This is a genomic window from Paraburkholderia agricolaris (genome assembly GCF_009455635.1).
Lineage (GTDB): Bacteria > Pseudomonadota > Gammaproteobacteria > Burkholderiales > Burkholderiaceae > Paraburkholderia > Paraburkholderia agricolaris.
The window spans coordinates 2,612,906-2,637,098 of record NZ_QPER01000002.1 but is presented as its reverse complement, the minus strand read 5'-3'; the positions used below and the strand labels follow the sequence as shown (position 1 = coordinate 2,637,098).

At 62.9% G+C, this 24,193-nt stretch carries 21 protein-coding genes; 14 read left to right on the top strand and 7 right to left on the bottom strand.

Annotation, left to right across the window (positions count from 1 at the left end):
- The first annotated feature begins 20 nt into the window (after positions 1–20).
- The 14 genes from GH665_RS33055 to GH665_RS32995 all read left to right on the top strand — a co-directional run bounded on the left by GH665_RS33055 (position 21) and on the right by GH665_RS32995 (position 15,302).
- The gene (locus GH665_RS33055; protein ID WP_153141310.1) at positions 21–839 is read left to right on the top strand and encodes an enoyl-CoA hydratase family protein; all 819 of its coding nucleotides are present in this window, start codon (positions 21–23) and stop codon (positions 837–839) included.
- A complete protein-coding gene (locus GH665_RS33050; RefSeq protein WP_153141309.1) occupies positions 836–2,017 on the top strand; it encodes an acyl-CoA dehydrogenase family protein in 1,182 nt (393 codons plus the stop codon). Before GH665_RS33055 ends, GH665_RS33050 begins: the two co-directional genes overlap by 4 nt.
- 69 nt (positions 2,018–2,086) lie before the next feature.
- Entirely contained in the window at positions 2,087–3,148 is a 1,062-nt protein-coding gene (locus tag GH665_RS33045) for an acyl-CoA dehydrogenase family protein (RefSeq protein WP_153141308.1), read from the top strand.
- A complete protein-coding gene (locus tag GH665_RS33040; RefSeq protein ID WP_153141307.1) occupies positions 3,148–4,299 on the top strand; it encodes an acetyl-CoA C-acetyltransferase in 1,152 nt (383 codons plus the stop codon). Before GH665_RS33045 ends, GH665_RS33040 begins: the two co-directional genes overlap by 1 nt.
- Positions 4,300–4,346: 47 nt before the next feature.
- Entirely contained in the window at positions 4,347–5,222 is an 876-nt protein-coding gene (locus GH665_RS33035; RefSeq protein WP_153141306.1) for an SDR family oxidoreductase, read from the top strand.
- A 4-nt stretch (positions 5,223–5,226) separates the two neighbouring features.
- Complete coding sequence (locus GH665_RS33030) at positions 5,227–6,513, top strand: acyl-CoA dehydrogenase family protein (RefSeq protein WP_153141305.1); 1,287 nt, start codon at positions 5,227–5,229, stop codon at positions 6,511–6,513.
- A complete protein-coding gene (locus tag GH665_RS33025; protein WP_153141304.1) occupies positions 6,513–7,712 on the top strand; it encodes an acyl-CoA dehydrogenase family protein in 1,200 nt (399 codons plus the stop codon). Before GH665_RS33030 ends, GH665_RS33025 begins: the two co-directional genes overlap by 1 nt.
- The gene (locus tag GH665_RS33020) at positions 7,709–8,512 is read left to right on the top strand and encodes an SDR family oxidoreductase (RefSeq protein WP_153141303.1); all 804 of its coding nucleotides are present in this window, start codon (positions 7,709–7,711) and stop codon (positions 8,510–8,512) included. The genes GH665_RS33025 and GH665_RS33020 overlap by 4 nt, the downstream gene beginning before the upstream one ends.
- Positions 8,513–8,523: 11 nt before the next feature.
- On the top strand, positions 8,524–9,051 hold the full coding sequence (locus tag GH665_RS33015) for a MaoC family dehydratase (protein ID WP_153141302.1): 528 nt from the start codon (positions 8,524–8,526) through the stop codon (positions 9,049–9,051).
- A 29-nt stretch (positions 9,052–9,080) separates the two neighbouring features.
- Positions 9,081–10,286 carry an acetyl-CoA C-acyltransferase gene (locus GH665_RS33010; protein WP_153141301.1) on the top strand — a complete coding sequence of 402 codons (1,206 nt, stop codon included), beginning with the start codon at positions 9,081–9,083 and terminating at the stop codon, positions 10,284–10,286.
- 123 nt (positions 10,287–10,409) lie between these two features.
- A complete protein-coding gene (locus GH665_RS39295) occupies positions 10,410–10,712 on the top strand; it encodes a beta propeller repeat protein (RefSeq protein ID WP_246216444.1) in 303 nt (100 codons plus the stop codon).
- Complete coding sequence (locus GH665_RS33005) at positions 10,702–11,421, top strand: WD40/YVTN/BNR-like repeat-containing protein (RefSeq protein ID WP_246216443.1); 720 nt, start codon at positions 10,702–10,704, stop codon at positions 11,419–11,421. The genes GH665_RS39295 and GH665_RS33005 overlap by 11 nt, the downstream gene beginning before the upstream one ends.
- Positions 11,422–11,518: 97 nt before the next feature.
- On the top strand, positions 11,519–14,047 hold the full coding sequence (locus GH665_RS33000; RefSeq protein ID WP_153141300.1) for an efflux RND transporter permease subunit: 2,529 nt from the start codon (positions 11,519–11,521) through the stop codon (positions 14,045–14,047).
- 178 nt (positions 14,048–14,225) lie between these two features.
- Entirely contained in the window at positions 14,226–15,302 is a 1,077-nt protein-coding gene (locus GH665_RS32995) for a 3-ketosteroid-9-alpha-monooxygenase, oxygenase component (protein WP_153141299.1), read from the top strand.
- A gap of 330 nt (positions 15,303–15,632) precedes the next feature.
- Here the strand turns inward: GH665_RS32995 and GH665_RS32990 are convergent, their stop codons facing one another.
- From GH665_RS32990 to GH665_RS32960, 7 genes are all read right to left on the bottom strand, one after another.
- Complete coding sequence (locus GH665_RS32990) at positions 15,633–16,577, bottom strand: IS110 family RNA-guided transposase (protein WP_174771707.1); 945 nt, start codon at positions 16,575–16,577, stop codon at positions 15,633–15,635.
- A gap of 652 nt (positions 16,578–17,229) precedes the next feature.
- Positions 17,230–18,261 carry a 4-hydroxy-2-oxovalerate aldolase gene (dmpG, locus tag GH665_RS32985; RefSeq protein WP_153141298.1) on the bottom strand — a complete coding sequence of 344 codons (1,032 nt, stop codon included), beginning with the start codon at positions 18,259–18,261 and terminating at the stop codon, positions 17,230–17,232.
- Positions 18,262–18,270: 9 nt separating this feature from the next.
- Positions 18,271–19,170 carry an acetaldehyde dehydrogenase (acetylating) gene (locus GH665_RS32980; RefSeq protein ID WP_153141297.1) on the bottom strand — a complete coding sequence of 300 codons (900 nt, stop codon included), beginning with the start codon at positions 19,168–19,170 and terminating at the stop codon, positions 18,271–18,273.
- 60 nt (positions 19,171–19,230) lie between these two features.
- Complete coding sequence (gene dmpE / locus GH665_RS32975) at positions 19,231–20,013, bottom strand: 2-oxopent-4-enoate hydratase (RefSeq protein WP_153141296.1); 783 nt, start codon at positions 20,011–20,013, stop codon at positions 19,231–19,233.
- 84 nt (positions 20,014–20,097) lie between these two features.
- On the bottom strand, positions 20,098–21,489 hold the full coding sequence (locus GH665_RS32970; RefSeq protein WP_153141295.1) for a DUF1329 domain-containing protein: 1,392 nt from the start codon (positions 21,487–21,489) through the stop codon (positions 20,098–20,100).
- A gap of 105 nt (positions 21,490–21,594) precedes the next feature.
- Positions 21,595–23,184, bottom strand: coding sequence for a DUF1302 domain-containing protein (locus tag GH665_RS32965; RefSeq protein WP_153141294.1), 1,590 nt, complete (start codon positions 23,182–23,184; stop codon positions 21,595–21,597).
- A 129-nt stretch (positions 23,185–23,313) separates the two neighbouring features.
- On the bottom strand, positions 23,314–24,126 hold the full coding sequence (locus GH665_RS32960) for an SDR family oxidoreductase (RefSeq protein WP_246216442.1): 813 nt from the start codon (positions 24,124–24,126) through the stop codon (positions 23,314–23,316).
- Positions 24,127–24,193 lie beyond the last annotated feature (67 nt).

The following is a 24,193-nucleotide window of genomic DNA, read 5'->3' as shown; positions in this document are numbered from 1 at the left end:
TATTCACCCGGGACGGAGACATGACAGAACCCATCAATAGCGTCCGCTCGCTGCCGTTCAGAATCGAACGCGAAGGCGGCATCGGCGAGCTGGTGATCGACCAGCCGCCGGTCAATGCGCTCGACGCGCGCGGCTGGCAGGCGCTGGCCGACGCCATCGACGCGCTCGGCCGTGACGACAGCGTGCACGTAATTGTGCTGCGCGGCGCAGGGCGTGGCTTTTGCGCGGGCGTCGATATCAAGGAACTGGCCGCACATCCCGAACGGATCGTCGCGGTCAACGCCGGCAATTACGCGACCTTTCGTGCGGTGCACCGTAATCCGAAGCCGGTGATCGTCGCGGTGCATGGTTTCGTACTGGGCGGCGGTATTGGCATCTGCGGCGCGGCGGACGTGATCGTCGCGTCTGAATGTGCGCGTTTCGGCGTCCCCGAGATCGACCGAGGTGCGATGGGCGGCGGCGCGCATTTGCAGCGCATGTTCGGCGTGCAGAAAGTGCGCGCGATGTATTTCACCGGCGACATGGTCGACGCCGCCGAAGCATACCGGCTCGGCGCGGTCGAGCGCGTGGTGCCGCGCGAACAACTGCGTGACGCGGCCTTCGAGATTGCCCGCAAGATCGCCGCGAAGAGCCCCGCGATGTTGCAGCTTGCAAAAGAAGCGCTGAACGGTGTCGAAGACGGCAACCTCGAAGACAAATACCGCTGGGAGCAGGGCTTCACCTTGCAGGCGTACATGACGAACGATTCGGCGGAAGCACGCTCGGCTTTCGTCGAAAAACGCGACGCGCAGTTCGACGGCGGCAACGACGCCGAACGCCAGGCCGGAGCACGCGCATGAAGCTCGATTACACGCCGGCGCAACGCGCGTTTCGCGCCGAGATCCACAGTTGGCTTGCGCTCCATGTGCCGCGCGATCCGCTGCCGAGCTTCGATACCGAGGCGGGTTTTGCCGCGCACCGGGAATGGGAGCGCACGCTGCATTCAGGCCGCTGGAGCATGGTGACGTGGCCGCGCGAACTGGGCGGACGCGGTTGCGATCTGATCGAGTGGCTGATCTTCGAAGAAGAGTACTGGCGCGCCGATGCGCCTATGCGTGTGAACCAGAACGGCATCTTCCTGCTCGGTCCGACCTTGATGGACTTCGGCACGGACGAGCAGAAGGCCCGCTTTCTGCCCGCGATGGCGGCGGGCGAGCACGTATGGGCGCAAGGCTGGTCCGAGCCGAACGCCGGTTCCGACATGGCGGCGATTCGTGCCAGCGCGATCCGTACCGACGATGGAAAGGGCGGCGAGTACATCCTGAATGGCCAGAAGATCTGGTCGACGCGCGCGGTATGGGCCGACTGGCTGTTCGGCCTGTTTCGCAGCGATCCGCAATCCACGCGCCATCATGGTCTGACCTTCCTGATGGTGCCGCTTTCGACGCCGGGCATCACCGTGCGGCCCATCCGTCAGTTGAACGGCCACACCGGCTTTGCCGAGATTTTCTTCGACGACGTACGCGTGCCGGTCGAAAATCGTCTGGCGGGCGAAGGCATGGGCTGGCAGGTCGCGATGGCGACCGCCGGGTTCGAGCGCGGCCTGATGCTGCGCTCGCCCGCGCGTTTTCAGCGCACGGCCGAAGCATTGCGCGCGCTCTACCTCGCGCACCGTGAACAGGCTGATCGCGATCCCACCTTGCGCGACCGCGTGATCAGCGCGTGGATGGATGCGCAGGCCTACGCGCTCTCCACCTACGCGACCGCGAGCCGCTTGCATAAGGGTGGCCACATCGGTGCGGAGTCGAGCACCAACAAGGTGTTCTGGTCCGAACTCGACCTGCGCATGCATCAGACCGCGCTCGATATTCTCGGCGCGCACGCCGAAGTCGTGCCGCAGACGCACGAACAGCACGCGGCGCTCGGCAACTGGCTCGACGGTTTCCTGTTCGCGCAGGCGGGGCCGATCTATGCGGGCACCAACGAGATTCAACGCAACATCGTCGCCGAACGGATGTTGGGTATGCCGCGCTCGTGATGCCGGTGCTGCAAGCATGCAAGCCGCTGCAGCCGGCATTCAGACGCGTAAAGGATTGAGCGAGGAACTATGGATTTCGTATTCAACGAAGATCAGGAAGCATTGGCCAGCAGCGTCAAGCGCTTTCTGATGACGGAGATGACGCCGGAGTTGATCCGTGAGTTGTGGACTACGCCCACGGGCCGCTCGGAGCGTATGTGGGACATGTTCGCATCGCAAGGGCTGACCGCCGTGTCGGTGCCGGAAAATTTCGCTGGCCTGGGACTCGGTGACGTGGAGTGGGCGCTGCTTGCGCAGACCTATGGCTATTTCGCGGGACCCGAGCCGTTACTCGATACGGCGCTCGTGGCGGTCGGCATGCTGGAAGGCTTGCCGGCGAGCGGGCAACGCGATGCGTTGTTGCGTGATGTCGCGGCGGGTTCGGCGCGAGTGGCGATTGCGCATCCGGTGAATCCCTATGTCAGCGATGCGCACGTCGCAAAGGTTTTGTTGTGCGAGCGCGGTGGCGAGCTGCATTGGCTCACACCCGACGCTTGCAGATTGAATCCGGTGGAGAGCATCGATCCTTCGCGGCGGCTGTTCGAAATCGATTGGCAGGCAACGCCGCACACCCGGGTGGCGACGGCCTCCGAAGCGCAACCCTTGCTGGCGCGCGCACTCGACCGGGGTGCGTTCGCTGTTGCCGCGCAATTGCTCGGCCTCACGCAGCGTGTGCTCGACGTCGCGATCGATTACAGCGCGCAACGCAAACAGTTCGGTAAGCCGATCGGTTCGTATCAGGCGCTCAAGCATCTGCTCGCCGACGTCGCGATTCGCTACGAGTTCGCGCGGCCGGTGGTGTACCGGGCCGCCTGCGCAATCGCCGACAACGACCCGCAGCGCGCGCTCTACGTCTCCCACGCGAAGCTTGCCGCCACCGCCGCGGCGCAACTCGCCGCGCGCCATGCGATGCAGGTGCACGGCGCGATCGGCTACACGTGGGAACTCGACTTGCAGATCTTCATGAAACGCATCTGGGCGCTCTCGGGCAGTTGGGGCGACACGACGTTTCACAAGGCCCGCGTGGCCGACGCGCTGATCGAGTCCTGTGCTCCGATCGGACCGGCCCGCACTTTCGAACTGGAATCGTAATGAAACAGGCTTATATCGTCGATGCGCTGCGCACACCCACCGGTCGCCGCAAAGGCGGACTCGCGCAAGTGCATGCCGCGGATCTCGGCGGCTTCGTATTGAAGGAGCTGGTCGCCCGCAACGGCATTCCCGCCGAGGAATACGACGACGTGGTGTTCGGCTGCGTCGATACGATTGGTCCGCTGGCGGGCAATATCGCCCGCACCTGCTGGCTCGCCGCCGGCTTGCCGTTGACGGTGCCGGGTGTCACGGTGGACCGGCAATGCGGTTCGTCGCAGCAAGCCGTGCATTTTGCGGCGCAAGCGGTGATGAGCGGCACGCAGGATGTGGTGGTTGCGGGTGGCGTGCAGACCATGACGCAGATTCCGATTTCGTCGGCGATGACGGCGGCCGAGCCGCTTGGTTTCACCGATCCGTTCTCGGGCAGCATCGGCTGGCGCGCGCGGTTCGGCGATGCGCCGGTGTCGCAGTTTCACGCGGCGCAACGGATCGCGGACCACTGGAACCTGTCGCGCGAAACGATGGAACGGTATGCACTGGAGAGTCACCGGCGCGCGTTGGCTGCGATTGAGGGTGGCCACTTTGCGCGCGAGATTGTGCCGTTCGCCGGTGTCGTTCATGACGAGACACCGCGCAAGGACACGACGCTTGCCAGAATGGCCGCGCTTGAACCGCTGATGCCAGGCGGCGCGCTAACGGCGGCTGTCTCGAGCCAGACCTGCGACGCGGCGGCGGCATTGTTGATCGTCTCCGAAGAGGCGCTCAAGCGTTACGGCCTCACGCCGCGCGCCCGTATTCATCACCTCAGCGTGCTTGGCGACGATCCGCTGTGGATGCTCACCGCCCCGATTCCCGCGACACGTCACGCATTGAAGAAGGCCGGCCTCGCGCTCGCCGACATCGACGTGGTGGAACTGAACGAAGCGTTTGCGTCAGTGGCGCTCGCGTGGCTTGCCGAACTGCGTTATCCGCATGAAAAAACCAATCCGAACGGCGGCGCGATTGCGTTAGGTCATCCGCTCGGCGCCACCGGCGCGCGCTTGATGACCACTCTCCTGCACGAGCTCGAACGCACGCAAGGCCGCTACGGTTTGCAAGCAATGTGCGAAGGCGGCGGGCTGGCGAACGTCACGATCATCGAGCGCCTTTAAGCGCATTCAGGCGCACTCAGGCGCATCACTGTCTACGAGGATCAAGCATGGGAATCTGCAACGAACGCACCGTGATCATTACCGGCGCGGGGGGAGGGTTGGGCCGCGAATACGCGCTGGCGTTCGCCGCCGAGGGCGCGGCGGTGGTGGTCAACGATATTCGTCAGGAAGCCGCGCAAGCCGTCTGCGACGAGATCGCGCGAGCCGGTGGCCGGGCGCTGGCGAATGCCGACGACATCACGCGGGTCGACACGGCGCAACGCATTATCGACGCCGCGCATGAGGCCTTCGGCGCGATTCATGTGCTTGTGAACAACGCGGGTATTTGCCGCGACCGGATGTTCACGAGCATGACCGAGAGCGATTGGGATGACGTGATGCGAGTGCATCTACGTGGCCATTTCTGTCTCTCGCAACTGCTGGCCCGCGAGTGGCGCGACGCGTCGAAGGCAGGACGCGAGGTGGACGCACGCATTGTCAACACAAGTTCGGGGGCGGGTCTGCAAGGGTCGATCGGCCAGGCGAACTATGGCGCGGCCAAGGCGGCCATCGCGGCTTTGACTCTGATGCAGGCCGCGGAATTGCAGCGCTACGGCGTGTGTGTGAACGCATTGGCGCCGGCGGCGCGTACCTCGATGACCGAAGGTGTGTTCGCCGAGATGATGAAAAAGCCCGCTAACGGTTTCGATTACTTCGATCCGGCTAACGTGGCGCCGCTGGTCGTCTGGCTCGGCAGTGCTCAATCGCGTGACGTGACCGGTCAGGTATTCGAAGCGGCGGGGGGCATGATCGCCGTGGCAGAAGGCTGGCGCACGGGGCCGCGCATCGACATCGGCGCGCGCTGGCAAGTCACCGCGCTGGGGGCCGCGGTGGCGAAGCTGGTCGCAGAACGTGAGCCGGCGCAGCAGGTCTACGGAAGCTGACGCGATGAACCTCGCTCTCTCCGAAGAACAGACCATGATTCGCGACTCGGCCGCCGAAGTGCTGGCCGAGCGCAGCGCATCGGCGGTGGTGCGGCAGGCGATCGAACACACGGCGGGTCGCGACGAGGCTTTGTGGCACACGCTCGCCAGCGAACTCGGCTGGTGTGCGCTGACCGTGCCGGAAGCGGCGGGCGGTGCGGACCTCGGGGCGATGGAGTTGGTGTTACTGATGGAACAGATGGGGCGGCGCCTTGCCTGCGTGCCTTATTTCAGCACGGTGTGCCTCGCGGCGACGGCGCTCGCGCAGTGCGAATCCACGGCGGCTCGCGCGTGGCTCTCGCGGATCGCGAGCGGCGAGGTGAGCGCGACGCTCGCGCTGGATGCGGCCGCTGGTTTCGATACGCGCAAGGCGTCGGCATACGCCGTGCCCGGCTTTGATACGCGTTCGGTGACGCTCTACGCTGAAGAGACGGCTTACGGTTACCGTTTGTCGGGGACGTTGGCACAGGTTATCGACGGCGCGAGCGTTGATCTCGTACTGGTGCCCGCCTGGATCGCCAACGAGTCGCGAACCATCGCGCTGTTTGAATTGAACTGCGCCGATCTTGCGGGCCTCAGCCGTACGCCGCTCACCACGCTTGATGCGACGCGTCCGCTGGCACGTATCGAACTGAATGTGGTCGATGTGCCGCGTGACGCACTGCTCGCGTGTGGCGGCGAGGCGCAACGAGCGGTCGCAAGGACCGTATGGTTTGCCGCGTTGGCACTGGCCGCTGAACAACTGGGCGGCGCGCAGCAATGCCTTGATCTCACCCTTGCCTATACAGCGGAGCGCGTGCAATTCGGCCGCGCGATCGCGTCGTTTCAGGCGATCAAGCATCGTTGCGCGCAGATGATGGTCGAGATCGAGGCGACCCGTTCGGCCGTGCTCGGCGCGGCACAAGCGTGGGACCAGGCACGCAATGAAGCATGGGATCAAGCGGCCGTTTCGCTACCGCCGCTTGTGCTTACCGACATCGCCGCAGCAAAAGCCACCGCCAACGACGCTTTCCGTTTTTGTGCTCAGGAAGCGATTCAACTGCACGGTGGCGTCGGTTTCACCTGGGAGTACGACCCGCAACTGTATTTCAAACGCGCACAGGCTTGCAGCGCGCAATTCGGCACGACCGCGCAGATGCTGTCGTTTATCGCGGAACACGTGATCGATCGTAGCGAGGCTTCGAGCGTAACCCGGCCACTGCCGCTGGCGCATGCGGATCACGTGCAAGCTGTCCTCGCAGGAGTGCTCTGATGAACAGCGAAACGCAGCAGCAATGTTTGCGCGCGGAAGTCGCCGGGTGGATGAGTACCCATCTGCGTGGCGAGTTCGCTTGCCTGCAATACCGTGGCGGCCCCGGCGATGAAGAGGCTTATCCCGCGCTGCGCAAGCAATGGGAACGTGAACTGGCGAGCGGCGGCTGGACCGGGCTGGGCTGGTCGAAAGAACAGGGCGGCCGTGCGATGTCGGTCGCCGAACAGGTGATTTTTCACGAGGAATACGCCCGCGCCGGCGGTCCAGGGCGCATGGGCCATATCGGCGAGGGTTTGCTCGGGCCGACTTTGATCGCCTGCGGCACCGACGATCAGCGCCGGCGGTTTCTGCCGGGCATCCTGAACGGCACGCAGTTCTGGTGCCAGGGGTATTCGGAACCCGGTGCGGGTTCCGACCTCGCGAACGTCCGCACGCGTGCGGTCCGCGACGGGAGCGGCAATTGGCGTGTGCATGGCCAGAAAGTCTGGACCTCGCTCGCGCACGATTCCGACTGGATCTTTGTGATTGCGCGCACCGACGCCGAATCGCGCGGCAATCGCGGACTCTCGTTCCTGTTGATGCCGCTCGATCAACCCGGCATCGAGATTCGCCCGATCAAACAATTGAACGGCGGAGCCGAGTTCAACGAAGTGTTCTTCGACGGCGCACTCGCGGCCGCCGAAGATCTGGTCGGCACGCCGGGCGACGGCTGGCGCATTGCGATGACCTTGCTCGGTTTCGAGCGCGGCATGTCCACGCTGGGTCAGCAGATGCAGTTCATCCGCGAGCTCGAATGGGTGGTCGACGCGGCACATGAGGCGGGTGTGGCGAACGATCCGCTGGTTCGTCAACGGATCGCGCGGGCGTGGACCGGCTTACGCGTGATGCGCTACAACGCGTTGCGGATGCTGGCGGGCGCCTCTGCCGATGAAAACGGCGCCGGCGCGTTGAGCCGCGAAGCGCTGATCTACAAATACTACTGGTCGAACTGGCATCGCGATCTGGGCCAACTGGCGATGGACGTGCTGGGCCTCAACGCCAATCTGATCGACAGCGGCGACGCGAAACGTACCCGTCTGCAAGGCGTGTTCCTTTTCTCGCGCGCCGACACCATCTACGCGGGCACCAACGAAATCCAGCTGAACATCATGGCCGAGCGCGGGCTCGGTATGTCCAGAGAACCTCGAGGAACACTATGAACGAATTCCAAACGGTGCGTACCGCGCCTGCCTATGTGCCGGGCCATCAACTGCTGGCGGGTAAATCCGTGCTGATTACGGCGGCTGCCGGTGCGGGCATCGGCTTCGCCGCCGCCAAACGCTGCGCCGAAGAAGGTTGCCGCGCGCTTTTCATTTCCGACATCCACGAGCGGCGTCTTGAGCAGGCGGTCGACACCTTGCGCGCCGAAACCGGCTTACAGGCGATTTACGGACGCTTGTGCAACGTTTCGGTGGAACAGGACGTACGCACGCTGGTGGCGGATGCCGAAGACCGGCTGCAAGGCGTCGATGTGCTGATCAACAACGCCGGACTCGGTGGCGCGCGTCGCATCGTCGAAATGGACGATGCCGAATGGTCGCGGGTGATCGACATTAGCCTCACCGGCACCTTCCGCATGACACGGGCAATCCTGCCGCACATGCAGCAGCGAGGCCGGGGCGTGATCGTGAACAACGCATCGGTGCTCGGCTGGCGGGCGCAGGCGGAACAGGCGCATTACGCGGCAGCGAAGGCCGGCGTGATGGCGCTGACGCGCTGCGCCGCGCTCGAGGCTGCGCCGTACGGCGTGCGTATCAACGCGGTGGCGCCGAGCATTGCACTGCACGATTTTCTGAAGAAGTCGGCTTCGGCTGACCTGCTCGATCAACTGGCATCGCGTGAAGCATTCGGACGCGCTGCCGAAGTGTGGGAGGTGGCGAACGTGATGGTCTTTCTGGCAAGCGACTACGCGTCGTATATGACTGGCGAAGTGCTGTCGGTCAGCAGTCAGCACGCGTGATGGAGCGCGTCATGACTGAAGTCGGCGACATCGGCGGCACCCGTGGCATTGGCAGTGTGAGCGACGTTGACGGCCATAGCCAGCCCGCTCGCATATTCGCCCGTCCCGAAGCGCTGATAGCCGCCGTGGGTGAAACGCTCGGCGCCAGCGAATGGCTCGCGATCGATCAAGCGCGCATCGATCTGTTCGCCGAAGCGACGCTCGATCACCAGTGGATTCATGTCGATGCGGAACGCGCTCGCCATGGTCCGTTTGGCGGCTGTATCGCACACGGCTTTCTGACGCTCTCGCTCGTTAATTTTTTCTTGCCGCAGATCGTGCGTGTCGATGGCGCGCGGCTTGGCGTCAATTACGGCTGCGACAAGATCCGCTTTCCCGCGCCGGTGAGAGTCGGCGCGCGCATTCGTGGCGTCGGCCAGTTGTTGCACGCCGAAGCGATTGAAGGCGGCGTGCAGGCCTGGATTCGCGTGAGCGTGGAAATCGACGGCGAGACAAAACCCGGTTGCGTAGCGGACACCATCAGCCGCTACTACCTGTAGAAACCTGTAGAACCCGTAGAGGAAATCTCATGAACGAAGCGGTCATCGTCTCGGTTGCGCGCACACCGATCGGCAAGGCATTTCGCGGTGTGTTCAACGACACCGAAGCGCCAGCACTCGGCGGCCACGTGGTGCGCGCCGCGGTCGAACGCGCGCAACTCGACCCTGCCGAGATCGACGACGTGTTGATGGGCTGCGCCGCCCAGCAGGGAAGCCAGGGCTACAACATCGGCCGGCTCTCGGCGGCCGCTGCGGGTTTGCCGGCTTCGGTGCCGGGCATGGCGATGGACCGGATGTGCTCGTCGGGCTTGATGACAATCGCGACAGCCGCACAGAACATCCTGTGCGGCGATGCGCGAATCGTGGTGGCCGGCGGCGTGGAGTCGATCACGCTCACGCAGAACAAGCACAAGAATGCGTACCGCGCGCGTTCCGAGGCAGTGCTCGCGCATCAGCCGGCTGCCTATATGGCGATGATCGAAACGGCGGAAATCGTCTCGCGCCGGTACGGCATTTCACGTGAGGCGCAGGACGAATACGCGCTGACGAGTCAGCAGCGCACGGCGGCGGCTCAGGCTGCGGGCCGCTTCGACGAAGAGATCGTGCCGTTCGACGCGCAGCGCGCGCTGTTCGACAAGGAAGGCAAGCCGGCCGGCAGCGAAAGCGTGCGGGCGAGCCGCGACGAATGCAATCGTGCCGATACCAGCGCGGCCAGTCTGGCAGCGCTCAAGCCGGTCTGGAGCGGTGGCGAGGCGGTCGCGCAGGGCGAATTCATTACCGCGGGCAATGCGTCGCAACTGTCCGACGGCGCGGCGGCGGTGGTTGTGATGAGCGTGGCGGAGGCGAAGCAGCGCGGTTTGAAGCCGCTCGGCATTTATCGCGGCATGGCTGTCGCGGGCTGCGAAGCCGACGAAATGGGCATTGGTCCGGCGCTCGCGGTGCCGAAACTGCTGGCACGCCATCGGCTGACGGTGAATGACATCGGGCTGTGGGAAATGAACGAGGCGTTCGCGTGCCAGGTGATTTACTGCCGCGATCAACTGCATATTCCGGCGGACCGTCTGAACGTGAACGGCGGTGCGATCTCGGTTGGCCATCCGTTCGGGATGTCCGGCACCCGTATGACGATGCACGGGTTGCTTGAAGCGCGTCGGCGCGGCGTGCGCCATGTCGTCGTGACGATGTGCGTTGGCGGCGGCATGGGCGCTGCGGCACTCTTCGAAATAGCGGCGTAGACCGCACTCGGAGCTTTGCATGGAACCAGAGTAAGTGCTCTGCGTGGGACCTGAGTAGCGCGACAAGGCGCGAACTCTGGTCGACACGCCAAAGCGCGAACTCTGGTCGACAGGAGACAAAAAATGAAATCGACACTACCCGGTTTGCTGCTCTCTGCTGCCGTGTTGGGCGCGGCGCTGTTTGCGTTTTCGCCTCGCCCGCTGCCGGCTTTCGCGGCGACTGCCATTCAGGCCGACCGCCTGCAGATCAACGGACTTGCCCGAGCGGGCACGCATCTCGTCGCGGTGGGCGAGCGAGGCGTCATTCTGTTGAGCGACGATGCGGGCGCGTCCTGGCGGCAAGCCGCGATGGCCTCTGACGAAGCGTCCGCGCTTACTCAGGTGTTTTTTTATCACGCCGCGTATCGGTATCGCGGTGGGACATGACGGCTGGATCGTACGTACCGTCGATGGCGGTGCGCATTGGAGCGAGGTGCACTTCGATCGCAAGCATTCGGACCCGCTGCTGTCGGTGTGGGGCAATGCGAGCGGACTGGTGTTCGCCAGCGGCAGCTTCGGCCAGTTGTTCGTTTCGCACGATGCGGGCGCCACCTGGACCCAGCAGAAAACGCCCGCCGACGATCGGCACCTGAATGCGATTGCCGGCGATGCAAGTGGCCGTTTGATCATCGCGGGCGAAACCGGCACGCTGCTCCTCTCGACCGACAACGGCGCGAGTTGGGAGAAGCGGCCCGTACCCTATCAGGGCTCGCTATTCGGTGTGCTGAAGCTGGAAAACGGCGACTGGCTCGCGTACGGCATGCGCGGCAACGTGCTGCGCAGCACCGATCAGGGCAACACGTGGACGCATATCGACAGTCATGTCGGCACCTCGTATTTCGGCGCAGTGCAACTGTCCGACGGTGAACTGGTGCTGGTCGGCCAGGGCGGTGCGATCGTGATCTCGCGCGATAACGGACAGAGCTTCACGGTGCGTAAGGTGGGCGGCGTGCAGAGCCTCGCGGCCGTGGTCGACGCCGGGCACGGCGAACTAGCGTTGGGCGGGGAGGCGGGCGTGGCGTTGCTGCCGGCTTCGCCGGCGGCCCAGTCATCGCTTGCACCGCTGCACGCGTCGCCCGCCGCGTCACCGTCCTGAATCCCCGGTTTCGTTCGCCGAATTTCCATAGCGCGCGCGCCGGCCACCGACTCGCCACGCCCGCCGCGCTCCCCGTTGTTTTGCCGTGAGACGCACCATGAACGCATCGTCCCGTCCTTCTCCGTCCCGCCTTTCACGCTTTGTGGAACGCTGCGCCGACGCCATCATGCGGCATCGGCGCATTCTGCTGACGCTATGTCTCGCGTTGACCGTCGCGCTGGGCTGTTCCGCGACGCGTCTGCGGCTCGACCCCGGGTTCAACAAGATGATCCCGATGCAGCACCCGTATATGCAGGTGTTCAACCGCTATGCGAGTGCTTTTCCGGGCGCCAACACGATTCTCGTGAATCTGCGCTGGAAGGGCCACGGCGACATCTACAACCCGGCGTTCATGGACGATCTGCGTCACGCGACCGATGACGTGTTCTTCATTCCCGGCGTGAACCGCTCGCGCGTGTTTTCGCTGTTCACGCCGAATGTGCGCTACACGGAGGTCACCGAAGCGGGTTTTCGCGGGGACGTGGTCGTGCCTGGCCAATTTAGCAGCAGCAATCCCGACGACCTCGCCAAAGTGCGCCGCAACGTGGCGCGTTCAGGGCAGATCGGCCGATTGGTCGGTAATGACCTGCATTCCGCGCTGATTCGCGCGGAGTTACGCGAGACCGATCCGGTTACCGGCAAGCATCTGGATTACAGCGCGGTGGCGCGCCAACTCGAACAGATCCGTGCGCGCTATTCGAACCAGGATGTCGAGGTCGACATTATCGGATTCGCGAAACTCGTGGGGGATGTGGAGGCAGGAATTAGCGGCGTAATCGGCTTTTTCGCCCTCGCTTTCCTGATTACGGCCGCGTTGCTGTTTGCCTACATGCGCTCGGCGAAGACCACGGTGCTCGCGCTGTTCGTCGCGTTGCTGCCGGTGGTGTGGTTGCTCGGCGCGTTGCCGGTGCTGGGCCTCGGTATCGATCCGATGTCGATTCTCGTGCCGTTCCTGATTTTCTCGATTGGCGTTTCGCACGCCGTGCAGATGACCAATGCGTGGAAGCAGGCGCTGGTTGCGGGCATGTCCTCGACCGATGCCGCACGCGATGCATTTCGCAAGTTGTTCGTGCCGGGTACCGTTGCACTGCTGACAAATGCGCTGGGCTTTATGGTGATCATGCGCATCCAGATCGAGATCGTGCGTGAGTTAGGTGTCACGGCGTGCCTTGGTGTACTGCTGATGATCGTCACCAACAAGGTTTTTTTGCCGATTCTGTTGTCGTACACGCGATTGGAAGCCGGCACCCTGGCGCGTGCAAAAAGCCGCGCGGCGCAGGGTGGCAGCCGCCTGTGGACGCGCTTCGCGATCTTCGCGCGTCCCGTGCCGGCTCTCGGCGTGTTCGTGATCGCGCTGTTATTGCTCGCGTTCGGCGCGAGGGAGTCGCGCAAGCTTCAGATTGGCGACATTGGCGCCGGCGCGCCCGAGCTGCGCGCCACTTCGCGCTACAACCTCGATAACGCGCGCATCACGAGTCAGTACAACATCGGCGTCGATGCGCTCGCGGTGATCGTCGAGACCACCGGTTACGACGATGCCTGTCTGCATTACCCGGTGATGAGCGCGATCGAGCGCTTCGAGATGGAGATGCGCGGCGTGGCGGGCGTGCAGTCGGTGGTGAGCGTGCCTTCGCTTGCGAAGATTTCGATTGCCGCTTTCAACGAAGGCAATCCGCGCTGGGGTGCACTGCCGCGTTCGAGCGATGGCCTTACCCAGGGTGCGAGCGCCTTCGATCCGGACAACGGTATGAACACCGAGAACTGCCAGGCGATTCAGGTGTTGATCTACACCACCGATCACGAGGGCAAGACGATCGCGCATATCGTCGATGAGATCAAACGTCTGGCGGCTGCCGATCACACGCCGAATATCGCTTTCCGGCTCGCGGGCGGCAACGTCGGCGTGATGGCGGCGACCAACGAAGCGGTTGGCGACGCCGAGGTGGCGATGCTGCTGTCGATTTTCGGTGCGATCGCGTTGCTGTGCTTTGTGACCTTCCGTTCGTGGCGTGCGGTGTTGTGCATCGTCGTGCCACTGACGGTGGTGTCGATTTTGTGCAACGCGGTGATGGCCTGGCTCGGTATCGGGCTGAAGGTCGCCACCTTGCCGGTGATTACGCTGGGTGTGGGGGTGGGCGTCGACTACGGCATCTACCTGTACGAACGTTTGCAGCATGAAGTGCGCGGCGGAGCCTCTTTGCCCGAAGCGTTCGCGGCGGCGATGCGTCAACGCGGCACCGCGGCCTTGTTTACCGCGGTGACCATGTTCATCGGCGTGGGGACATGGGCGTTCTCCGCACTCAAGTTCCAGGTGGATATGGGCGTGCTGCTTGCCTTCATGTTTCTCGTCAACCTGTTCGGTGCGGTGTTTCTGTTGCCGGCGCTGGCGGCATGGCTTGGGGTGGAGCGGGCGGAGCGGCGAGCGGGTTCGCGGATCGGTGCACCGGACGTGGCCGTGGCAAACGTACTGAACGCGGCCGAGACGACTGAGACGACCGAGGCGGCGGATGCGGCCGTGCGCGGTGCTGCATCGGCGTCAGGCGAAGTCGAGCCGGCTACGCTCGAGCATGGCAATCCCGCGCGCTAGCGAGGTACTAACGAGTTGTTGAAGGGTAGCTGAAGTCCCTAGTCCATCGGGACGATGAAGGCGGAGTGCGTCGCGCTTATCGTCAGGCGAGAGCACGAAAATCTGCGCGCGCTCTGCAGAAGCACTGATGACGGCGGCTATTCAGAAGCGCCGTCTTTTCCATTGGAGGAGATAAGAGATGTCCGCACGTCCCTACAGAATTGAAGCGCAGCCGCTGGTGCAGCGATATGCACGCGGCTGGCACTGTCTTGGTCTTGCCAGCGAATACAAGGATGGCAAGCCGCACACGCTGAACATTTTTGGCCAACGTCTTGCCGCGTTCATGGATTCACAGGGGAAGGTGAACGTGGTCGATGGCTACTGCCCGCACATGGGTGGTGATCTGAGCACTGGCCGTGTGGACGGCGACACGCTGGTGTGTCCGTTTCACGGCTGGCAGTGGGACGGCGAAGGCAACTGCCAGTCGATTCCGTACTGCAAGCGGATTCCGCCGAAGGCCAGGATCGGCACCTGGCAGACTTGCGAACAGAACCAGCTGCTGTTCATCTGGCATGACCCCGAAGGCAATCCGCCGGGCGAAGACGTTGCGATTCCCCGTATCGACGCATGTTTTTCCGACGAGTGGTCCGATTGGGTTGTGGATCTGATGAAGATCGACACGAACTGCCGCGAGCTGGTCGACAACATCTCCGACATGGCCCACTTCGCTACTGTGCACGGCGCGCCGATCGATTATTTCGCGAATCTGTTCGAAGGGCATAAGGCAACGCAATTGCTTGTTGGCCGCAGCGAGCGTCTGGGTGACGACGAACTGATCGCGCTGTCCACTTACTTTGGTCCGGCATATCACATCACGGAAATGACGGGTAAAAGTGGTGGTCATCCGATCCATTCGATTCTGCTGAACTGCCATGTACCGGTCGATATGAACAGCTTCGAATTGCGTTACGGCGTGATGGTGAAGAAGGTGCCGGGTTTATCCGACGAGCAGAACATGGAGATTGCGCGTGCTTATTCGAAGCAGGCTCAGGCTGCGTTTTATGAGGACGTCGCGATCTGGGATACGAAGACGCGGATTGACAATCCGCTGTTGTGCGAGGGTGATGGTCCGCTGTATCAGATGCGCGACTGGTACTCGCAGTTTTATCTCGATGCAGCGGATGTGCGGCCTTCGAGTACGGCGAGAAAGGTCGTGGAGATCAAGGTTCGGGAGGGGGCGGGGAGGGTGGCCTTGCGGCATGTGTTTGAAGAGTGAAAGATGATGAGGGGCCTGTTCGGCGGTTTTGTTGTTGAGCTGGATTTTGGGCGTTGCCTTGCTGTGTTCGTGGTCTGTTTGGCGTTGCCGTCCTGGTCTTTTGGCCTTTCCTTGATTTGTTAGTGGTCTATTAGCGTTGCCCCTGTGCGGGGCGGCACCTACTTCTCTTTGCCGCCGCAAAGAGAAGCAACCGTATTGGAAGTCAAGCGACGGCTAGCTGGCGGATGACCGATGCCCGGCACGGTAGTCAGCGATGCACAGGCGAGCGCATGCAGCACGATTAATGATCGCGCCCGGACTGCCCGCCATCAGGGCAACGCGTGACGAAGCTCAGTTAGTCGGCGAACTCCAGGGCGTGGCGTTACGGACCATCGCATTGAGCGTGACGACGAGCTTGCGGATGCAGGCCGTGATAGCAACCTTGAACGGTTTGCCGGCCTTGCGTAGCCGGTCATAGAAAGCCCGGATGGTCGGGTTAAAACGCAGCGCCGGCACGCAGGCCATATAGAGCGCTCGCCGCACGACGGCGCGCCCACCCTGAATGCGGCGTTTGCCGATGTGCCTGCCGCTGTCGCTATTGAAGGGAGCGACGCCGGTGAGCGCAGCGATCTCCCGGCGGTTCAGCGAGCCAAGTTGGGGCATAAAAGCGATCAGCGTCGCGGCGGCGCCGGGACCGATGCCTGGCACGGAGCGCAGCAGGTCTTCCTTCTGGCGCCACGCGGGCGAGGAGCGCAGGAATGAATCGATGTCGTTGTCAGCGAGCTTGATCTGCTGCTTGAGCCATTTGATGTGCTCGTTCAGACTGTCCCGTGCAGCGGCATGGGCGCGCTCAAGCCGTGCTTTCTCTGCCACGAGCATATCGATGAGCTGGGCACGGCGCAGCAGCAGGGCCTGCAACTGCTCGGTCTGCACATCGGTGAGCGGGCGCACGACGGGCTTGAGGACCGCGGCGAAATGGGCGATGGCGAAGGCGTCGATGCGATCGGTTTTGGCACGCGAGCCGGTTGCGCGGGCGAAGTCGCGTACCTGCCGGGGATTGACCGCGACGGCGGGCAAGCCGGCCTCGCAGAGGGCCCTGAGCACAGCGAGTTCAAGCTTGCCGGTGGCCTCCATGACGATCAGTGTGGGGCTCAACGCGATCAGACGTTGCACCAGCTGTTCGATAGCGACCGGCTCATTGTCGACACGGAAATGTTCGGTGGTGTCGTGAATGGCAATATCGAGCGCGCTGCCGCTGACGTCGATGCCGATATAAACGGAAGAAGATTGATTCATCACGGTACCCATACTTGCAGGAAAATACGAGCTCAAGGCTCAGTCAACTGTTCGGGTTAGAAGGATGAAAAAGGATAGTCGCTCAAGCTTCTCTGCGGGCTCGAAACCCGGTAGGCAGACGAACTGACTGTCCCTGTGACGACAACTGATCGGGTCGGCGTCACAGAAGGGAATATACAAGTAGGCAAGAGAAAGCGGCTCAAACCGCTAATTCTTAAGCGGGTCCCCCGCACAGCCACGGTAGTGGTGCATCTGGAATCTGTCGCCTCGCACATTCGGCCTCAGTGACAAAGGAGTCATACTTCCGGCGGCGCTACGCGCGCCGACGCCCGGTTCAAAAAACCATCAGTTATGCAAAGCGCCGACCAGGTTTCCCAGGCAGACCCGTCCGCGACGCACGCAGTGCGGAGTGGGAGCTGATGAGTGCTTTGTCAACGGCGCGGAGTGTGCGAGGCGACAGATTCCAGATGCACCACTACCGTGGCTGTGCGGGGGACCCGCTTATGAGCTGGCGGGGTGAGCCGCTTTCTTTTGCCTACTTTTCTTTGCGGCAGGCAAAGAAAAGTAGGTGCCGCCCCGCACAGGGGCAACGCTAATAGACCACTAACAAATCAAGGAAAGGCCAAAAGACCAAAATACCAACCCCAAACCCTTACACCAAAACCTTCCTCTCCCGAGCAAGCGTCAGCGCCGTATCTTCAATCATATCCTCCTGCCCACCGACCAACCGCCTCCTCCCCATTTCAACAAGAATATCCCGTGCCGGAACCCGATACTTCGCTTCAGCCCGCTTGGCAAACAGCAAAAACGACGAATAAACTCCCGCATACCCAAGCGTCAACGCATCGCGATCGATCCGGATCGGTGCATCCATAATCGGCACGACAAGATCCTCGGCAACATCAGAAATTCCAAACACATCGACACCCGTCTCAATCCCCATCCGCTCGCACACAGCAATAAACACTTCCATCGGCGTATTGCCGGCACCAGCGCCAAGCCCCGCAGCCGCCGCGTCGATACGATTGGCCCCCGCAGCAATAGCCGCAATCGAATTCGCAACCCCCATCGCAAGATTGTGATGACCATGAAACCCCAACTCCGTCTCAGGTTTCAACGCAGCACGAACCAACCCAATGCGCGCAGTCACATCGTCAGGCAACATATAACCGGCCGAGTCGGTAATGTAGATGCAGTTCGCACCGTACGATTCCATCAACTTCGCCTGCTTGACGAGCTGCTCGGGCGGCGACATGTGCGCCATCATCAAAAAGCCCACCGTGTCCATCTCCAGCTTGCGGGCAAGACCTATGTGCTGCTCGGACACGTCCGCTTCCGTGCAATGCGTCGCCACACGAATCGTGTGCACGCCAAGCCCGTGCGCCATGCGCAAATGCTCAACCGTGCCGATGCCCGGTATCAACAGCGCAGACACCCGGGCCTGTTTTAGTTCTTCAATCACGGCGCTTAAATAGGCTTCGTCGGTATGCGCCGGAAATCCGTAGTTGACCGATGCGCCACCCAGGCCGTCGCCGTGTGTGACTTCGATGAGCGGTACGCCGGCGGCGTCGAGACCGCGCGCGATCGAGCGCATCTGGTCGAGTGAAATCTGGTGACGCTTGGGGTGCATGCCGTCGCGCAACGTCATGTCGTGGACGGTAATGCGGGTTCCTGCTAATGACATGGGAGCTCCTTACGCAGTGGCAGGGGATGCAGCAAGCATCTGTTGGGCAAAGACTTCCGCAGTACGCGCGGCGGCCGCGGTCATGATGTCGAGATTGCCGGCATATTTCGGCAGATAGTCGCCGAGACCTTCGACCTCCATGAACACAGACACGCGGCGGCCGTCGAACACAGGGCCGTTTTTTAACGTGTAGCCGGGTACGTACTGGCGTACTTCGTCGATCATCGCGTGCACGGAAGCCGTGATCGCCTCGACGTCCGGATCGGTCTCGGTCAGGCAATGGATCGTGTCGCGCATAATCAGCGGCGGCTCGGCCGGATTGATCACGATGATCGCCTTGCCTACCGCAGCGCCGCCGATCTGTTCGATCGCGAGCGAAGTGGTGCGGGTGAACTCGTCGATGTTCTTGCGCGTGCCGGGGCCGACTGAACGGGACGACACGGTCGCGACGATCTCGCCATACACCACGCGCTGTACGCGTGAAACGGCGTATACCATCGGAATCGTCGCCTGGCCGCCGCAGGTGACCATGTTGACATTCATGGCCTGCTGGTCGATCTGCGCGGCGAGGTTGACCGGCGGCACGCAGAATGGGCCGATCGCGGCAGGTGTCAGGTCGATCACGCGCACACCGCGCGCGGTCAGCTTGTCGGAATGCTCGCGGTGGACATACGCGGAGGTGGCGTCGAAGGCGATACGAATATCGTCGGCGGCCAGATGGGGCAGCAGGCCGTCAATGCCGTCGGCCGTCGTTTTCAAACCCATCTCGCGGGCCCGTGCGAGGCCGTCGGAATCCGGGTCGACACCGACCATCCACACGGGTTCAAGTACCGCGCTGCGGCGCAGTTTGTACAGCAGATCGGTGCCGATATTGCCGGGCCCGATCAACGCGCATTTGATCTTGCTCATTCAATGCATCCTCAAGGAAAAGACGGTGAAGCGCTCAGGTGAAGTGCTCAGATGAAGCGCTCAGATGAAGCGCACGGAACAACTGCCGATACCTTCAATTCGCATGTCCAACTGGTCGCCACGGGTGACAGGAATCAACGCCGCCAGCGAACCCGACAACACCACTTCTCCAGCGAGGAGTGGCACACCGAGTTCGCCCAGCGTGTTTGCAAGCCACGCGACTGCATCGGCGGGGTGACCCAGCGCGGCGGCGCCGAGGCCTTCCGCGGCACGCGCGCCGTTCTTATCGAGCGTCATGTGGCAGGCGGCGAGATCGAGCGTATGTGGCGCGACGCGTTCTTCGCCAAGCACGTAGACGCCGCATGAGGCGTTGTCGGCCACCGTGTCGCCGATGCGAATCGTCCAGTCGCGGATGCGCGAATCGACAATTTCGAAGCACGCGCCGACCGCTTCGGTTGCCGCAAGCACGGCTTCTCGCGTGATGCCCGGACCGCGCAGATCGTCTTTCAGATAGAACGCTATCTCGCCTTCCGCGCGCGGTGCGATCAGCTTGTCAATCGGGATGTCCTCGCCGGCGACATAGTGCATGCCGGAAAGCAGCACGCCGAAATCCGGCTGGCGCACGTCGAGCATGTCCTGCACGGCCTGGCTCGTTACGCCGATCTTCTTGCCGACAATGGTTTCGCCGGCTTCAATGCGGCGGGCGACGAAGTGTTGCTGCACGCGGTAAGCGTCGGCAAGCGACAAACCCTCGGCGCGCGCCGAGAACGGCGCAATCGGCGCACGCTCGCGCCATGCGCGGTAAAGCTCGTCGCCGAGGGTGGTGTGAAGTGTCGAAGTCATGGCGAGCGCGATTAGAAAGAAAAAAGCGCCGGGGCTGGACCTGAATCCGTCCCCGGCCGTGGTTTTGTTAGAGAGGCGACGAAATCAGTTGCCCGCGCCGCGAATCGCATCCGGCGAGAAGTACGCTTCGGTCAGTTGCGAGCCGCGTGTGAGCACCGGCATCGGTTCCTGATTCGAAAGACGGTCCGCGTAATAAGCACCCGAGATCAGATCGTGATAGAACACGGCGGTCGAATAGAACGATTTGGCGTCGTACGCGTAGAGCGTCGGGGCGAGGTTGGTGCGCCACAGCGTGCCGCGTGCGTCGTAGTTGTCGGCGGCGACTGCGTTCCAGGTGTCTTCGTCGAGATACAGCACCCGTTTCGCGTATTGATGGCGATAGCCGGACTTGAGCGTAGCCTGCAACACCCACACGCGATGCAGTTCGAAGCGCATGTACTGCGTGTTCTCATGGCCCTTGGTCAGCAGATCGGTGTATTTGATCGACGGGTCCATCAGCTTGTAGTTGTCGTACGGCACATACACTTCGCGCTTGCCGAGGATCTTCCAGTCGTAACGCTCGCCCGAACCGTTGAAGAGGCGGTCGTCGTCGACGGTGCGAAAGCCACCCGGTCCTTCGGGCTGGTCGAAGCCGAACTCGGGCGCCTGGCGTACGCGCCGCGTACCGGGGTTATACGACCATGTGCGGCGGGTGTCGGAGCCTTCCTGGTCCCACATTTCGTAGCCGGTGATGATCGTGCCGCGATCGGAGAGCGGCAGCATGGTGGTCTGGCGGAAGAAGCTCTTCGCGTTCAACGGATTCTTCGGATCGAAATGGTCCGCGCTGCGCGGTCCGTAAATCGCGTACTGCACCTTGCCCCACGCGATATTGCCGTCGGGGTAGACCACAGCCTGGTCGTAGGTCGCGGTTTCGCCTTCGACCGCGGACGCGAAGCGCAGATTCCACATCGCCTCGACGCCGTTTTTCGGCACAGGGAACGGCGTGACCGGCGGAAAATCCTTCAGGCCGTTCTGGTCTTTCGTCATCGTGGTGTTGGGCGAGTACAGGCGAATGTCCTTGTACACGGCGTCGCCATAGCTGAAATCGCGATGGCTCGGGTAGACCGGGATCTTGAAGCTGTCGGGATACTTCTTGAGCAGCGCTTTTTCGCCGTCGGTGAGACGCGCTTCGTACTGCTGCATGTTCTGCGCGGTGATCACGAAGAGCGGTTTCTCGTTCGCATACGGATCGGGGAAGCGCTGGCCCGGCTTATAGTCGACGCCCGGTGGCGTGCCGAACCATTTGCCGCTCCACGCGGGGATCGTGCCGTCGGCGTTGCCTGCGCGCTCTGCGCCCATCGGCGTGAGCGGGCCTTCGAGTTTGGCGAGATCTTCCGGGCTGGTTTTGGCAAACGATGGGGCACCCAGTGTGACGGCGAGCGCGGCGCCTGCCGCGAACACGCAGACACGCAATGCGGGATTGAAAATTCGACTCATGACCAAATCCTCTTGCAGTAAAAAGACGGCTGATTCAAAGGGTGATGCTTGCCGCAAAGCGCCCAAAGCCTGCGATACGCGCAATACGCGGGGCGCTGTGCAGCATCAGAACGAGTAAGTGGCGGTGGCGAGCACGTAGTCGCGATCGGCGAGCGGGCGATTGTTCGGGTCAGGCGTGCCGAGGAATTTCGCGTACACGATCCCGAGTTTCAGGTTGCTCAGACGCGTGAAGTTCACACCGACTGTCACGCGGTGGTCGCCCACGCCGGTCAGCGAACCGAGCGCGCCGTTTAGCGCGGATTGGCCGGTGAAGTCATCGGCATAGGTGATGGGTACGTCGACGTCCCAGCCGCTGAAGACGTTCTTGTAGCTGAGCGTCCATGCCACCTCGAAGGCCGCGGAGTTGCGCGTGTTGGTGAGCGTCGTCGAGCCCATGACCGGCGTGATGTTGCCGGCGTGCACATACGAGATTTCGCCCACCAGCGTTTGCGAGGCGGCAAGGAAGGTCGGTCCGATCGAATAGATCGCCGAGAGATTCGACTGCCAGACGTCGCCGCGCGTCGCCTGAGCTCCCGTGGGGGTGTTCACGAGCACCGCGGCGCCTTGGCGGTACGACGTTTCACCCGCGACGTTCACGCCGTTCAGATCGGTCGAGAAGCTCAGGCCGGTGAGCTTGATGTGGTCGAAGTACTTTTCCTGGTACTGCAGTGTCGGGAAGTACGTCGTCACGACACTCGGGTTCATGTCGTTGTAGTGCAGGTAGTACGCACCGAGTTCGGTGTCGCCGAAGACGCGCCAGCGTGCGCCCACACCCCACTGATCGTCGCCGTTCGGGCGGATGTCGTTGCCGCGCGGAATCTGCATGCCGCCTGGGCCGATGATGTATTGCGCGCCGGGGCCGACGACGTCCGAGTAGCTCCAGTAGCCGCCGGGCGGCACCAGCTTGTTAGGCTCGAACGCGAACTGGTAGTAGCCGAGCAGGCTGAAGTTCGGCGCGAGTTGCCATTGCGTCGAGATCTGCGGCACCGGCAGCAGGATATCTTTGACCTCCGCACCGGCCACATACGACGCGGTGGCATTGGAAGGCCCCTGGGCGCCCGCGATGTTCGGAAAGAACACGCTCTCGCCCCATGCGACGACCTGATCGCCGACCTTGACGTTCAGACTCGTGTTGCCGAGGTGGATGGTGTCGTACGCATAGGCCGCGAGCAACTGCGGATAGCCGCCGGCAAAGTAGCTTGCGTCGCTGGTGAACTGGTTGTACGCGCCGCTGTGGTTGACGGTGTAGGGTGCGTTGTTGCTGTTCGGGTGCTGGTAAGCCTGATCGTAGAACACATTGGCCCGCACGAAGACCCCCCAGTCGTCGTGCTTGAGGTTCACCTCGCCCAGCAGGCTCACCTGGTTCTCGATCAGCTTGTTCTTCGCGAAGTTGCGGTCGCCGTCGTCACCGTTGATGTTCGCCGGCGTGAGCAGATTGCCACTCGGCGAGCGGGTGCGCATTCCGAGGCCGTAGCCGAGCGTGAAGGTGTAGTCGAGCGTGGTGTCCGCGCCGAGATTGACGGTGTCGCCCGCGTAGGCGGGAGTGGCGAAGGTCGTCATGGTTGCCGCCGACGCCGCTGCCAGCACGGCGAGTCTGCATGCCGCGCACATTGCGCGCATTGCTGGTGCGCGCGCCTGTGTTCCGTTGATCTGCATCCTGTCTCCTCTGTGGTCACGTCTGAAATTTGTTGTGATCAGAGGTTAGGGGGCACGTGCGGCGCGAGAATCGTCAAAACGGACTAGTCGCTTGCCCCAGGGACGCGAGGTGGGCGCGCGTGAATGCGTCTATGAGTGAGTGGCGAACGCCTTGTGCAGATCGGTGGCGGCGAGAAAGGCGGGCACTTCGCCGCCGCCTTCGAGAATCAGGTTGCTGCCCGACGCATATGCGGCGTGCGGCGAGGCGAGGAACAGGCACGCGGATGCGACATCGCCGGGTTTCGCGAGACGGCCGGCGGGAATCGTCGCGGCGATGCTGGCGAGAGCGGGCGCGCCATCCGCCGCGGAGGAACCCGTGTGGCCGCTCGTGGCGGCTTCTGTTTCGACGAGACTCGGGCTGACCGCGCACACGCGAACCTTGGGCGCCCACTCCACTGCGAGCGAGCGCACTGCATTCAGCAAACCCGCTTTCGCCGCACCGTAGGCTGCGGTTCCCGGAGAGGGCCGCAAACCGCTCACACTGCCGATGAACAGCAGGACGCCGCCTTCCGCTTGCTGCTGCATCAGCGCATTCGCTCGTTGCGCGAGGTGCAGCGGCGCCAGCAGGTTCAGGCGGATGACGGCTTCGGTAAAGCGCGGGGAGGCCTGCGCGGCGAGCGCGAACGGCGCACCGCCCGCGTTGTTCACGAGCACGTCGAGCCGGCCCGTTTCGCGTTCGATCCGCGCGAGCATGGCGTCGATGGTGTCGATATCGCGTACGTCCGCGGCGATGAAACGTGGGGCGTTCTCAGGCACGCCCGCAGCCGTGCTTGCGGGTGGTGTGCGTCCGCATATGTAGACCGTTGCGCCCGCCGCCTGAAACGCCTGCGCGATGGCCGCGCCTATTCCCTTGGTGCCACCCGTCACCAGCACCACCTTGCCGCTGAAATCGAACCCTGTCATTGCCGCTGTCTCCGTCTGTCCATGTGGGCCCGATGGTAGGAGAAATGCGGCGCTGCCTCGTAGTCTG